Annotated in this window: 11 protein-coding genes; 2 read left to right on the top strand and 9 right to left on the bottom strand. The window is 59.5% G+C overall.

Annotation, left to right across the window (positions count from 1 at the left end; translation table 11 throughout):
- Nucleotides 1-36: 36 nt before the first annotated feature.
- The 3 genes from ACTWLJ_RS01380 to ACTWLJ_RS01370 all read right to left on the bottom strand — a co-directional run bounded on the left by ACTWLJ_RS01380 (nucleotide 37) and on the right by ACTWLJ_RS01370 (nucleotide 4803).
- Nucleotides 37-849, bottom strand: coding sequence for a putative RNA methyltransferase (locus tag ACTWLJ_RS01380; protein WP_445179602.1), 813 nt, complete (start codon nucleotides 847-849; stop codon nucleotides 37-39).
- Entirely contained in the window at nucleotides 849-2000 is a 1152-nt protein-coding gene (gene dapE, locus ACTWLJ_RS01375) for a succinyl-diaminopimelate desuccinylase (RefSeq protein WP_445179601.1), read from the bottom strand. Before dapE ends, ACTWLJ_RS01380 begins: the two co-directional genes overlap by 1 nt.
- 211 nt (nucleotides 2001-2211) lie before the next feature.
- Entirely contained in the window at nucleotides 2212-4803 is a 2592-nt protein-coding gene (locus tag ACTWLJ_RS01370) for a glycosyltransferase (protein ID WP_445179600.1), read from the bottom strand.
- 294 nt (nucleotides 4804-5097) lie between these two features.
- Between ACTWLJ_RS01370 and tcdA the strand changes: the two genes are divergently transcribed.
- Entirely contained in the window at nucleotides 5098-5916 is an 819-nt protein-coding gene (gene tcdA, locus ACTWLJ_RS01365) for a tRNA cyclic N6-threonylcarbamoyladenosine(37) synthase TcdA (protein ID WP_401221414.1), read from the top strand.
- A gap of 90 nt (nucleotides 5917-6006) precedes the next feature.
- Here the strand turns inward: tcdA and ACTWLJ_RS01360 are convergent, their stop codons facing one another.
- The 4 genes from ACTWLJ_RS01360 to ACTWLJ_RS01345 form a co-directional block, all read right to left on the bottom strand.
- Nucleotides 6007-6411 carry a SufE family protein gene (locus ACTWLJ_RS01360; protein ID WP_445179599.1) on the bottom strand — a complete coding sequence of 135 codons (405 nt, stop codon included), beginning with the start codon at nucleotides 6409-6411 and terminating at the stop codon, nucleotides 6007-6009.
- Nucleotides 6408-7613 (bottom strand): aminotransferase class V-fold PLP-dependent enzyme, encoded by a 1206-nt coding sequence (locus ACTWLJ_RS01355; RefSeq protein WP_445179598.1) that lies wholly within the window; start codon nucleotides 7611-7613, stop codon nucleotides 6408-6410. The genes ACTWLJ_RS01360 and ACTWLJ_RS01355 overlap by 4 nt, the downstream gene beginning before the upstream one ends.
- A gap of 130 nt (nucleotides 7614-7743) precedes the next feature.
- Nucleotides 7744-8778 (bottom strand): 2,3,4,5-tetrahydropyridine-2,6-dicarboxylate N-succinyltransferase, encoded by a 1035-nt coding sequence (dapD, locus tag ACTWLJ_RS01350; protein WP_008078452.1) that lies wholly within the window; start codon nucleotides 8776-8778, stop codon nucleotides 7744-7746.
- Between the two features lie 31 nt (nucleotides 8779-8809).
- Nucleotides 8810-9172 (bottom strand): ArsC family reductase, encoded by a 363-nt coding sequence (locus tag ACTWLJ_RS01345; RefSeq protein WP_003222107.1) that lies wholly within the window; start codon nucleotides 9170-9172, stop codon nucleotides 8810-8812.
- Between the two features lie 293 nt (nucleotides 9173-9465).
- On the opposite strand from ACTWLJ_RS01345, the gene ACTWLJ_RS01340 reads away from it, so the two are divergent.
- Nucleotides 9466-11097, top strand: coding sequence for a Na+/H+ antiporter (locus ACTWLJ_RS01340; protein WP_445179597.1), 1632 nt, complete (start codon nucleotides 9466-9468; stop codon nucleotides 11095-11097).
- A gap of 125 nt (nucleotides 11098-11222) precedes the next feature.
- Here the strand turns inward: ACTWLJ_RS01340 and ACTWLJ_RS01335 are convergent, their stop codons facing one another.
- Both ACTWLJ_RS01335 and dapC read right to left on the bottom strand, forming a co-directional pair.
- The gene (locus ACTWLJ_RS01335; RefSeq protein ID WP_445179596.1) at nucleotides 11223-11951 is read right to left on the bottom strand and encodes a M12 family metallopeptidase; all 729 of its coding nucleotides are present in this window, start codon (nucleotides 11949-11951) and stop codon (nucleotides 11223-11225) included.
- Between the two features lie 164 nt (nucleotides 11952-12115).
- Entirely contained in the window at nucleotides 12116-13315 is a 1200-nt protein-coding gene (gene dapC / locus ACTWLJ_RS01330) for a succinyldiaminopimelate transaminase (protein WP_445179595.1), read from the bottom strand.
- Nucleotides 13316-13332: the final 17 nt, after the last annotated feature.

The following is a 13332-nucleotide window of genomic DNA, read 5'->3' as shown; positions in this document are numbered from 1 at the left end:
TTTAGCCGGTCTCAAGCCGTTGCTCAAGACCAAAAATTAAGATTGAAGAACGAAATAATCGTAGCGCATCGACACGGTGGTCACGAACGGCTCAGCCTGCTCGATCACCGCCGCGCGACGTTCGGCGCTGGCACGCCAGCCATGCGGCGTCATCGCCAGCAGATTGGCGCGATCCTTGGGCTTGTCCAGCGTCAGCTTGAACTCCAGGGTTTCGCTGTGCGCCAGCGCCATGCCTTGCGGTACGAGGGCCAGATGCTTGTCGTCGGTGTACTCGCGCACTTCGTCGTACAGGCTTTCACGCAGCTCCATCAGATGACCGCTGGTCGGGCCGACTTTCATCAGACCGCCGCCGACACTCAGCAAGCGCTTGGCTTCTTCCCAGTCCAATGGACTGAAAACACTGGCGAGAAACTGGCAGCTACCCGACGCCAACGGCACACGAGCCATGCTGGCGATCAACCACGTCAGTGCAGGATTGCGTTTGCAGGCGCGTTTGACCGCCTCGCGGGAGATATCCAGCGCGTAGCCATCGGCGTCCGGCAAGGCCTCGGCGATTTGCGCGGTGTAGTAACCCTCGCCACAACCGATGTCGACCCAGCGTGCCGGTGCATAACTGGCGGCCAGCTCGGCCAGACGTTTCGCCACCGGGGCGTAATGCCCGGCGTTGAGAAAGTCACGGCGTGCTTCGACCATCGCCTGGTTATCCCCAGGGTCACGGCTGTTCTTGTGTTGCACCGGCAGCAGGTTCAGATAACCCTGCCGCGCACGGTCGAAACGGTGGCCGGCAGGGCAGGCCACGCCGTTATCCACCGCGCTCAGCGGTTCACTGCAGATTGGGCAAGCGAGCATCAGGCGAGCAACTTGATCAGGGTCTGGTAGTAAATCTCGGTCAGCACGTCGAGATCGGCTGCCAGTACACGCTCGTTGACCTGGTGAATGGTCGCGTTGACCGGGCCCAGTTCGACGACTTGCGTGCCCATGGTCGCGATGAAGCGACCATCGGAAGTACCGCCGCTGGTCGACGCTTTGGTCTGGCGACCGGTGATGTCCTTGATGCTCGCCGACACCGCGTCGAGCAGTGCGCCCGGCTCGGTGAGGAACGGCAGACCGGACAGCGCCCAGTCGATGTGCCAGTCCAGATCGTGCTTGTCGAGGATGTCAGCCACACGCTTTTGTAGGCCTTCGACGGTGGACTCGGTGGAGAAACGGAAGTTGAACACCGCCACCAGATCGCCCGGAATCACGTTGGTCGCGCCGGTGCCGGAGTTGACGTTGGAAATCTGGAAACTGGTCGGCGGGAAGAAGTCGTTGCCGTGATCCCAGTGCTCGGCGGCCAGTTCGGCCAGCGGCGCAGCAGCGAGGTGGATCGGGTTCTTCGCCAGATGCGGATAGGCAACGTGGCCCTGAATACCTTTGACGGTGAGCTTGGCGCCGAGCGAGCCGCGACGGCCATTCTTGACCACATCACCCACCAGCGTGGTGCTCGACGGTTCGCCGACGATGCACCAGTCCAGACGCTCTTTACGCGCGGCAAGACGCTCGACCACCGCTTTGGTGCCGTGGTGCGCCGGGCCTTCTTCGTCGCTGGTGATCAGGAATGCGACCTTGCCCTTGTGATTCGGGTAGTCGGCGACAAAGCGCTCGGCGGCCACGGTCATCGCTGCGAGGCTGCCTTTCATGTCCGCTGCGCCACGGCCGCAGAGCATGCCGTGTTCGTCGATGATCGCGTTGAACGGGTCGATCTGCCATGCGGTGACCGGACCGGTCGGCACCACATCGGTGTGACCGGCGAAGCACAGCACCGGGCCGTCCTGTTCACCGTGAGTGGCCCAGAAGTTATCCACATCTTCGATGCGCATTGGCTCCAGGGTGAAACCGGCATCGCCCAGGCGCTGCATCATCTGCTTCTGGCAATCGGCGTCGACCGGCGTCACGGACGGACGGCGGATCAGGTCGATGGCGAGTTGGAGGGTCGGCGAAAGGTCGGCGTGGGCCGTCATGGAGAACTCCGAAAGCTGTAAATGTGGGAGCGAGCTTGCTCGCGAAATCGGTCTGACTTTCACCATAGAGGTTGAATGTGACGGACTTTTCGCGAGCAGGCTCGCTCCCACAGGTATTGGGTCAGGCCATTAATGCCAAGCCCTGCAAAATGGCGGTTATCTTAAAGCAAAACGGCGGCCATTGGCCGCCGTTTAGTGCATCGGTGAGGATTTAGACCGCCGGTGCCGGTTCCGGCGTCGGCGCAGGTTTTGGCAGCGACGACAGGAACGCCATGATGAGCGCCGCCAGGTACGGCAGCGACTGCACCAGCAACATGGTCACCCAGAAGCGCATGTCGTTGCTCGGCAAGCCCTGCACCAGGAAGATCCCCAGCGCCGCGCCCCACAACAACAGCATGATGAACAGCTCTTCCCGCGCCTCGGAAATCGCCACCCAGAAACCGTGGTTATCAGCATTTTTCGGGGTGCGGAAGAACGGAATGCTGCTGGTGAAGAAGCCGTACAGCACCGCTTTGGCGATGGTGTGCGACAACGCCAGACCGGCCAGTGCCGCGCAGAATGCATCCTTCAGGTTCACGCCGACTGCACGGCGATACAGGAAGATGATCTTGCCGACCTTGAACACGAACAGCGCCAACGGCGGGATTGCGAAGATCAGCAGCGGCGGATCGACCCGTTGCGGCACGATGATCATCGCCGCCGACCACAACAGTGCGCCGACGGTGAAGAAGATATTCATGCCGTCCGCAACCCACGGCAACCAGCCCGCGAGGAAGTGGTAACGCTGACCGCGAGTCAGTTCAGTGTCCTTGCCGCGCAGCAGGCTGCCGGTGTGGCGCTTGATAATCTGAATCGCGCCATAGGCCCAACGGAAACGCTGTTTCTTGAAGTCGATGAAGGTATCCGGCATCAGGCCCTTGCCGTAACTTTCGTGGTAATACGCCGCCGACAGGCCTTTCTCGAATACGCGCAGACCGAGTTCGGCGTCTTCACAGATGCACCAGTCAGCCCAGCCCAGTTCTTCGAGCACCGAACGACGGGTCATGGTCATGGTGCCGTGCTGAATGATCGCGTCGCGATCGTTACGGGTGACCATGCCGATATGGAAGAAACCTTTGTATTCGGCGTAGCAGAGCTTCTTGAACGTGCTTTCGTTCTGGTCGCGGTAATCCTGCGGCGACTGCACCACGGCGATTTTCGGATCGGCGAAGTGCGGCACCATGTGTTTCAGCCAGTTCGGGTGGACGCAGTAGTCGGAGTCGATGACCGCGATCACTTCGGCGTCCTTGGCGGTGTGCGGGATCAGGTAGTTCAGCGCGCCACCCTTGAAACCAGCCAGGGGCGAGACGTGGAAGAACTTGAAGCGCGGGCCGAGGGTTTCGCAGTAGTCGCGAACCGGTTCCCAGACCGCCGGGTCCTTGGTGTTGTTGTCGATGATCAGGACTTCGAAGTCCGGATAGTCGAGGTTGGCCAAGGCGTTGAGGGTCTGTTTGACCATCTCCGGCGGCTCGTTGTAGCAAGGTACGTGGATCGAGACTTTCGGTCTGTAGTCCGAATCGCCCACCACCGGCAGGAATTCACGCCGACGCTTGTGGGTCCAGACCGCTTCGGCCAGTTCATGGGCCTCGGTCAGCAATACGATGAACACCCCGAGCGCACCGAGCGCCAGCAGGAAGCCCACCGTCAGGCTGAACCACGTGCTGTATTGCTGGCTGTAGTCGTAACCGATCCACACCAGCACCGAACCGCAAAGGAACGCGGTAAAGGTCAGGAAAGTACGGCCACGCTGACGCAGCGCCGAGCCGTCGATCATCAGCAAGGTCAGCGACAGCAGCGCCAGCACGACCGAGCCGATGGCCAGCACCCGCCATTGCGGGATCGCGACCACCGGGCCTTCAAAGTTGAATTTCTGCTGACGCGCAGCATTGAACACGCCCCAGTACGCGCCCACCGAGCCTTCATCGCTGGCTTTCCACGGCTGGTCAAAGGCTTCGATCACGAAGTAGTTGAAGCCTTGGCGGTTGAGCTTGTTGACCAGATTACGCAGGTAAATCGCCTGATCTGCCGGCGACGCATCGGCGCCACCGCGCATACGGCCGTTGCTCGGCCAGCCGACTTCGGACAGCAGCAGCGGTTTTTTCGGGAACATTTTTTTCAGATCGCGGGCGCGGTCGAATACGAACTGGCCGGCCTTGTCCACAGGGATAAACTCCCAGTACGGCAGAACGTGCGCGGCGATCAGGTCGACGTGCTTGGCCAGTTGCGGATACTTCTCCCAGATGTGCCATTGCTCGGAGGTGGTGACAGGCACTTTCACGGCCGCACGCACACGGTCCAGCAAAACGATCAGCGCCTCAGGCGTGATTTCCTCGCGAAACAACGCTTCGTTACCGACTACAACCCGTACGACACTGCGCGAAGTGTTGGCCAGTTCGATGGCGCGGGTGATTTCCCGCTCGTTGCGTTCCAGGTCCGGACTGATCCAGATCCCGAGGGTCACGCGCAGACCGAACTCTTCAGCCAGTTTCGGAATGTCCTGCAGCGAGCCATCGACCGAGTAGATGCGGATGTTGTCCGTCAGCTTGCTCATGATCTCCAGGTCACGGCGCATTTCATCGTCAGTCGGATATTGATCCTTCTGTGGGAATTGTCCCTGCTGGAATGGCGAATAGGAGAAACCGGAGATCTGTTCCGGCCAGTTGGGCGCGGAAACCGGGCGGTTGATCAGCGCCCAGAAGCCGGTGAACAGGGCGGCGATTGCGAGAACCACTACCAGGTTGAGTCCAAATTTACGCGATGACATAGCTATTTCGGGTTCCAAAGGCTGTGGAACGAAGGATCGGTTGGCGTACGGCTGTTACAAATACAAAGGGCGCGCATCCTACACCGGCAGTTCACTGGTCGTACATCGGACAGAGAAATGCCGGACGTTGGGCAATCCGGTGCGATGTAAGTTCTTTAGTAACAGCTTGTAAGAGAAAACTTTGTTCAGTGTGGCCTTTATTTTGAGCAATTTCCTCTGTGCTCCCACCGTTCATAGCAGCAAAGATGCTCTTGTCGGCCGACGGCCCTATAATGCGCGCCGGTTTTTGGGGTAATGGTCATGAGTACAGAAGATCCGCGGTTTGCAGGCATCGCCCGTTTGTATGGCATTGAAGGCCTGGACCGCTTGCGCGCGGCCCATGTGGCGATCGTCGGCGTGGGCGGCGTCGGTTCCTGGGCGGCGGAAGCCATTGCCCGTTGTGGTGTCGGCGAGATTTCGCTGTTCGACCTCGACGATGTCTGCGTCAGCAACGCCAACCGGCAGTTGCACGCGCTGGACAGCACCGTCGGCAAACCCAAGGTCGAAGTCATGGCCGAGCGTCTGCGCGGGATCAACCCGGACTGCACGGTGCATGCGGTGGCCGACTTCGTCACTCGCGACACCATGGCCGAATACATCACGCCGAACATCGATTGCGTGATCGACTGCATCGACGCAGTCAACGCCAAGGCTGCGCTGATTGCATGGTGCAAACGCCGCAAGATCCAGATCATCACCACCGGTGGCGCGGGTGGGCAGATTGATCCGACATTGATTCAGGTCTGTGACCTCAACCGTACGTTCAACGATCCGCTGGCCTCGAAAGTGCGCTCGACCTTGCGCCGCGACTACGGTTTCTCCCGCACCATGACCCGTCACTACAGCGTGCCGTGCGTGTTTTCCACCGAGCAACTGCGTTATCCGAAGCCGGATGGCAGCATCTGTTTGCAGAAGAGTTTTGTCGGTGATGGGGTGAAACTTGACTGCGCCGGTGGGTTTGGCGCGGTGATGATGGTGACGGCGACTTTCGGGATGGTTGCGGCGACCAAGGCTGTGGACAAGATCGTGGCGGGGGTTCGACGCCCGGCGGATCGCATCAAGCCTGAGGTTTAAGTATCGATGCTGATGGCCTCATCGCGAGCAGGCTCACTCCTACATTTGGAACGCATTCCCCTGTAGGAGTGAGCCTGCTCGCGATGGCGATTAAACGGCTAACTCATTCATCCGTTTGAGCACTGCATTCAGGCCATTACTGCGCGAAGGTGATAACTGCCGCGACAACCCCAACTGACTGAACCAATCCGGCAAATCCACTAGCTGCAACTCATCGGCAGACACCCCGTTGACCCGCAACAGCAGCAACGCGACCAACCCACGAATCATCCGTGCATCGCTGCTCGCTGCAAATTGCCAGTGACCGTCGCGCAACTCCCCAACCAGCCACACCTGGCTTTCGCAGCCATGTACCCGATTGGCGTCGCACTTGTCCGCGTCACTCAATGGCGGCAAACGATCACCAAACTGCATCAACAATCGCGCCCGCTGTTCCCAGCCGGCAGCGTCCTGGAAGGTGTGCAGCGCTGCCGCAGCCTCGACCGGCAGACTCATCGCAACAACTCCAGCGCCTGATCCAGCGCCTCAAAGAACCGTTCCAGATCCTCCGAGTCGTTGTACAGCGCCAGCGATACGCGGATGGCTCCAGCCAGTTCGAAGCTTTTCAGCAGCGGCATCGCACAGTGATGGCCGGCGCGTACGGCGATGCCTTGCTCGGTGAGCAGGTGCGCGAGATCGGCGTTATGCACGCCTTCGACCACGAAACTGGCCAGTGCCAATTGCGGCTTGCCCAGCAAACGAACGCCGTTGCGAGCCGCGAGACCGCATAGCAAATAGTCGTGCAGCGCCGCCTCATGGGCAGACACCTCGTCCTGATCCAGTCCCGCCAGATAATCCAGCGTCGCACCAAGGCCGATCACGCTGGCGATTGGCGGCGTCCCGGCCTCGAAACCCAATGGCGCCGGACGGAAGCGCGAGTCGTGATAATTGGCTTCCAGCACCATCTCGCCGCCGAACTGCCATGGGCGCAGTTGTTCCAGCGCCTGATTGCGTCCGAACAGCACACCGACGCCATCCGGGCCGTACAACTTATGGCTGGAAAATACATAGAAGTCGCAACCGAGGGCCTGCACGTCATGCCGACCGTGGACTACGCCTTGCGCGCCATCGACCACGGTCAAGGCGTTCTGCGCCTTGGCCATGCCCAGCAGCGCCGGCAACGGTTGCCACGCACCGAGCACGTTGGACAGCTGACTGACCGCCAGCAAGCGAGTGCGCGGGCCGATCAAACGCACAGCGGCGCCCAGGTCGATCAAGCCGTCGGCATCCAGCGGCAGGATCACCAGTTTCAAGTCGCGACGGTGTGCCAGTTGCTGCCACGGCAGCAGGTTGGCGTGATGCTCCAGGGCACTGATGACAATTTCATCGCCCGGGTGGAAAAGATGTTCCAGGCCATAAGCCAGGAGGTTCAGCGCGCTGGTGGCGCCGTGGGTGAAGATGATTTGCCCGCTGTCACCGGCATTCAGCCATTGCGCAACTTTGAGCCGACTGTCTTCGAACGCCTGCGTGGCATGAGCGCCGGGCAAGTGTTGCGCACGATGCACATTGGCTGCGCCGTTGGCGTAGTAATGCGTCAGTGCGTCGAGCAGGGCTTGGGGTTTTTGCGTGGTGGCGGCGTTGTCCAGATAAGTCTGGTCTTGCCGTTGCAGGGCGGCGATGGCCGGGAAATCGCCGCGCCAGGGAGAAGGAATTATCATCTGTTCAGCCCTGTGAACATGGGCGGGTGTACACAAAACCTTGTGGGAGCGAGCTTGCTCGCGAAGGGGCTCTTGAGGACATCAAAAGCTTCGCGAGCAAGCTCGCTCCCACAGGAGGTCATTGCGGCACTTAGTTGTGAGCGTGCAGCGCTTCGTTCAGTTCGATAGCCGATTTGTGGGTTTTGCATTCCACGGCACCGGTTTCCGAATTGCGACGGAACAACAGGTCAGTCTGGCCCGCCAGTTCACGCGCCTTGACCACTTTGACCAGATTGTTGTTCTCGTCCAGCAGTGCGACTTTAGTGCCGGCAGTCACGTACAGGCCCGATTCGACGGTGTTGCGGTCGCCCAGCGGAATACCGATACCGGCGTTGGCGCCGATCAGGCAGCCTTCGCCGACCTTGATCACGATGTTGCCGCCGCCCGACAGGGTGCCCATGGTCGAGCAACCGCCGCCCAGGTCCGAACCCTTGCCGACGAATACACCAGCGGAAACGCGGCCTTCGATCATGCCCGGGCCTTCGGTGCCGGCGTTGAAGTTGATGAAGCCTTCGTGCATCACGGTGGTGCCTTCGCCCACATAGGCGCCCAGACGCAGACGCGCCGCGTCAGCGATACGCACGCCGGCCGGAACCACGTAGTCGGTCATTTTCGGGAACTTGTCCACCGAGAACACTTCCAGCAGATCGCCGCGCAGGCGGGCTTCGAGTTGCAACTCAGCCAGTTCGCTCAGGTCGATGGCGCCCTGGCTGGTCCAGGCAACGTTCGGCAGCAGCGGGAAGATCCCGGCCAGACTCACGCCGTGCGGCTTGACCAGACGATGGGACAGCAGATGCAGCTTGAGGTAGGCCTCAGGCGTCGAGGTCAGCTGTGCGTCTTCGGCCAGCAGTGTGGCGACCAGCGGCTTGTGGCTCTCGGCCAGACGGGTCAGCAGCTTGCCTTGAACGGCGTCGATGCCTTTTACCGCTTCAGCCAGTTGCGCAGCCTGCGCGGTAGTGAAGGTGATGGCCTGGTTGCCTTCGGTGTAACCGAGGATCGGAGCAACAGCGGCGACCAGTTCGGCCGAAGGGTTGAGCAGCGGCTGTGCGTAGAACACTTCCAGCCACGCGCCTTGACGGTTTTGCGTGCCGACACCAAAGGCAATGCTGAACAGGGAATTGGACATGTGAATACCTCTACAAAAAGTGACGGGCTGCTTACTTCAGAGCGGCCGCGTAGATATCTGGCTTGAAGCCAATCAGGGTTCGGTCACCGAGATCGAGCACCGGGCGCTTGATCATCGAGGGTTGTGCGAGCATCAGTTCGATGGCTTTCGATTGGTCGAGATCGGCTTTGCGTTCGTCGTCGAGTTTGCGAAAGGTCGTGCCTGCACGGTTCAACACCGTTTGCCAGCCGTGTTCGTCACACCATTGGGTCAGGTGTTCACGGTCGATACCGGCGGTTTTGTAATCATGAAAGTCGTAGCTGACAGCGTGTTCATCGAGCCAGGTGCGCGCCTTCTTCATGGTGTCGCAGGCTTTGATGCCGAAAAGGTGCAACGTTTTACTTGAAACGGTCAAGGAATCGCCCCCTTTACAGGTGCTGGAGAAAAATGGTGTCGGATTATGCCATGACCACAGCGTTTCGGGCGCCCGGCTTCATTTGGCAATGCAAAACCCTGTGGGAGCGAGCTTGCTCGCGAAGGGGCCGTGTCAGTCAATATCTTTGTTGAATGACACACCGCATTCGCGAGCAAGCTCGCTCCCACATTGGAATGGCGTTGCGGGCGTGCGACATAGGTGCAAACGCCAGACGCATCCTAAGCGGCTAATATGGCAGTTCAACGCTGTCGATTGTCTGAGATTTCCGCTTTATGCAAACCGCTTATACCGTTCTGATCCTGCTGATGCTTGTCAGCGTCTCGCGTCTGGTCGGACGGGTTATCCCGCTGCCATTGCCTCTGGTGCAAATCGCTGCCGGGGCCTTGTTGGCCTGGCCTACGCTGGGTCTGCATGTGGCCCTCGATCCGGAACTGTTTCTGTTTCTGTTCCTGCCGCCGCTGCTGTTTTCCGATGGCTGGCGCATGCCCAAACGCGAGCTCTGGCATTTGCGGGGCCCGATCCTGACGCTCGCGGTCGGGCTGGTGTTGTTCACCGTAGTCGGTGCCGGTTACTTCATTCATTGGCTGTTGCCGACGATTCCACTGCCGGTGGCTTTTGCCCTTGCGGCGGTGTTGTCGCCAACCGACGCCGTGGCGGTATCGGCAATCTCGCAGAACCGCCTGCCGACGCCGCTGATGCACATGCTGCAAGGCGAGGCGCTGATGAACGATGCGTCGGGTCTGGTGACGTTCAAGTTTGCTCTGGCCGCAGCGGTGACTGGCGTGTTCTCGCTGGCCAATGCCAGCCTGACCTTTGTCGTGGTGGCTGTGGGGGGATTGGCAGTCGGGGTGGCGCTGAGCTGGCTGGTTGGCCGATTGCGCGCCTGGATGATCGCCCGGGGCTGGGACGATCCTGCCACGCACGTGGTGTTCATGTTGCTGCTGCCATTCGCCGCTTATGTGCTAGCCGAACGCCTTGGCGTCTCGGGCATTCTCTCGGCGGTCGCGGCGGGAATGATGCAGAGCTGGCTCGATCTGCTGCCACGGCAGACCAGCACCCGGCTGCTTAACCGTAGCGTCTGGTCGCTACTGGAATTTGCTTTCAATGGCCTGATCTTCCTGCTGCTCGGCCTGCAACTGCCGGACATTATCAAAGCCGTGGTCAGCCACGAGCCGACATTGTGGCCGACCTTGTTGTATCGCTGCCTCGACGTGGTGGCGATATTTCTGGCACTGGTGCTGTTGCGGTTTATCTGGGTACAGAGCATCTGGCGCCTGTCGGTACTGTTGCGGCGCTGGCGCGGCAAAGGCGCGCTGACCCAAGTGCCCACCGCGCGATCTTGCTGGCTGTTGACGGTCGGCGGCGTGCGCGGTGCGGTGACGCTGGCGGGCGTGATGTCGGTGCCAATGTTGATGGGCAGCGAGGCGTTTCCCGAACGTGATCTGCTGATCTTCATTGCTGCTGGGGTGATTCTGCTGTCGCTGATCTCGGCTTGTATCGCCTTGCCGTTGTTGCTGCGCGGGATTGAAAAGAGTCCGGACGACAAGCGCCGGCAAGAGGTACGCGACGCTTGGCGCAAGACTGCCGAAGCGGCGATTCATGCATTGGAAGCCGAGGAAACCGGCCCACAGGATGCCGCTCAGGCCGCATTGGCGGCTGAACTCAAGGCCCGGATCATGTCCGAGTATCGGCATCAGTTGGCGGTGTTCAACGATTCGGCCGAGGCGCAGGCGCTGGCGTTCCAGATGGATCTGCTAGAGCGGCGCTTGCGTCTGAAAGCGCTGCGGGCGCAGCGTCTGGAGCTGTATAGCCTGAGCCGTCATCACCAGATTGGTGATGACGTATTACGCGAAGTGCTGGGGGAACTGGACTTGAGCGAGGCTAATCTCGGTCTGGTCAAATGACCGTGGGCTTAATTACCATGAGTCTTTGGAAAAGAATAAGCACTGGCCATGCTTACCTTATCCATATAACTGGTTATCGTGTTTCGAAAGAGTTGCGGTAATCGGTTGCCAGAAAAAAGCCGTGCTTATTTTGGATAAAGTAAGCGCATCAGGGTCTTGTCTTTTTTACTTATTTCGCGATTGATCTTGTTTTCCCAATTGCCTAAGGTCAAATCGTTTGAAACAGGGTGATGCATGATCGACTTTCTGTCGTAGTCGGTGTAGATCGCTTCCAGAGTGTCGAAAGGCGTGAACAGATTCCAGTCAACTTGCTCACTGTTGATCGGATTCATTTCGCGATTGCGATAGAACTCGTACACCTTGGGTTTATCCCAGGGAATATTGGCCTTTGGATGCTGGTGTTCGTGCATCGCGCCCAAGGCATGGCCAAACTCATGAGTCACGATAACCTCAAAATCTTCATGGTCGGGCTTGACGCCCAGACTCATGGTCGGCCAGTCGGGGTGAATGAGTAGCGCGTCGGTGCCGAGCATCGAACTGTTTTCGCCGGTGTTCGTGGAGATACGAATATCACCCTGTATGCCATCGACAAACTCAAACTTCAAGTTGATATAAGGCAGCCAGCGGCAGGCGGCATCAATTATCTTCTGTTTATGTTCGGCGGGCGGTGTATCCATGAAAGCGATTTTCAAGCTTCGACCGTTAGCCCACAGCTTTGAATAGTTAACCAGTGAGCGTTTGCGTCGTCCCCCTTGGCTGGGGCCGGCATTGGCCGGGTTTTCGTTGATGGCCGCATTAAAGGCTGACTGTTCGTCTGGCCATTGAATCAACATGCAATCAAAAAGATCACTCATCTCGACTTCTTCCTTGAAGTAGGCAGTAGGGGGTAAAAAAAGCGCAATTAAGTGCGCGGCCCAAGACTAAACCGTAATTCAAGGAGAGTTAATATATGGATGTACTTGAACTGTTACTTGATATGCAAAATTCCGTGCCAGCCGAAGCTGGCACGGATTCAAGTTTACTGTTGGCGAGTTACGAAGGCGCGAATGCGTTCAGCGGCTTCTACACATTCAGCCAGTGGTGCAACCAATGCCATGCGTACGCGACCGGTACCTGGATTGACGCCATCCACTTCGCGGGACAGATAAGAGCCCGGCACCACGGTGACATGCTCTTCAGCAAACAGATCACGGCAGAATGCTGCGTCATCGCCTTGCACATTCGGCCACAGATAGAAGCTGCCGTCTGGATGCTGTACGTCCATCACCGGGCTGAGGATTGCCAGAACCGCATCGAACTTCTCGCGGTACAGCGCCCGGTTGGCGCGTACGTGAACTTCGTCATTCCATGCGGCGACGCTGGCCAACTGGGTTTGTACCGGCATCGCGCAACCGTGATAGGTGCGATACAGCAGGAAGCCCTTGAGGATGTCGGCATCACCGGCGACAAAACCCGAGCGCAGGCCCGGCAGGTTGGAGCGCTTGGACAGGCTGTGGAACACCACGCAACGTTTGAAGTCCTTGCGGCCCAGTTCGACGCAGGCGCTGAGCAGGCCCGGCGGTGGCGTTTGTTCGTCGAAGTACAGTTCGCTGTAGCATTCGTCGGCGGCAATCACGAAGTCGTATTCGTCGGCCAGCGCGATGAGTTTCTTCAGGGTTTCAACCGGGATCAGTGCGCCGGTCGGGTTGCCCGGCGAGCACAGAAACAGGATCTGGCAGCGCTTCCAGATGTCCGGCGTCACGGCGTCGAAGTCCGGATTCAAGCCGTTTTCGTCGAGGCATGGCAGGTAATGCGGCTTGGCGCCGGCAAGGAACGCCGCGCCTTCATAGATCTGATAGAACGGGTTCGGGCTGACCACCAGTGCGTCGTCGCCACGGTTGACCACGGTCTGGGTGAAGGCGAACAGCGCTTCGCGGGTGCCGTTGACCGGCAGCACGTTGCGCGCCGGGTCGAGCCAGCCACTTGGCACGCTGAAACGACGCTCGCACCAGTTGGCAATCGCTTCGCGCAGCGCGGGAATGCCGAGGGTGGTCGGATACACCGCCATCTGATCCAGGTTGTTTGCCAGCGCTTCGGCGACAAAGCTTGGCGAGCGATGTTTCGGCTCGCCGATCGATAGCGCGATAGGGCGCTTGTCCGGGTTCGGCGTGACCGTGCCGAGCAGGGCGCGGAGCTTTTCGAACGGGTAGGGCTGGAGCTGGTTCAGAGCGTTGTTCATGCGGGCCTCGTTCAATG

It is taken from the genome of Pseudomonas sp. McL0111, assembly GCF_052567255.1.
This window is presented reverse-complemented; position numbering and strand designations above follow the sequence as displayed.

What these genes read in the sequence shown, in the direction of transcription:
- ACTWLJ_RS01360 (WP_445179599.1), bottom strand. Translation starts at nt 6,411, where the DNA reads ATGAGTCTGCCGGTCGAGGCTGCGGCAGCGCTGCACACCTTCCAGGAC.
- ACTWLJ_RS01335 (WP_445179596.1), bottom strand. Translation starts at nt 11,951, where the DNA reads ATGAGTGATCTTTTTGATTGCATGTTGATTCAATGGCCAGACGAACAG.
- ACTWLJ_RS01355 (WP_445179598.1), bottom strand. Translation starts at nt 7,613, where the DNA reads ATGATAATTCCTTCTCCCTGGCGCGGCGATTTCCCGGCCATCGCCGCC.
- ACTWLJ_RS01370 (WP_445179600.1), bottom strand. Translation starts at nt 4,803, where the DNA reads ATGTCATCGCGTAAATTTGGACTCAACCTGGTAGTGGTTCTCGCAATC.
- dapE (WP_445179601.1), bottom strand. Translation starts at nt 2,000, where the DNA reads ATGACGGCCCACGCCGACCTTTCGCCGACCCTCCAACTCGCCATCGAC.
- dapC (WP_445179595.1), bottom strand. Translation starts at nt 13,315, where the DNA reads ATGAACAACGCTCTGAACCAGCTCCAGCCCTACCCGTTCGAAAAGCTC.
- ACTWLJ_RS01340 (WP_445179597.1), top strand. Translation starts at nt 9,466, where the DNA reads ATGCAAACCGCTTATACCGTTCTGATCCTGCTGATGCTTGTCAGCGTC.
- ACTWLJ_RS01380 (WP_445179602.1), bottom strand. Translation starts at nt 849, where the DNA reads ATGCTCGCTTGCCCAATCTGCAGTGAACCGCTGAGCGCGGTGGATAAC.
- tcdA (WP_401221414.1), top strand. Translation starts at nt 5,098, where the DNA reads ATGGTCATGAGTACAGAAGATCCGCGGTTTGCAGGCATCGCCCGTTTG.
- dapD (WP_008078452.1), bottom strand. Translation starts at nt 8,778, where the DNA reads ATGTCCAATTCCCTGTTCAGCATTGCCTTTGGTGTCGGCACGCAAAAC.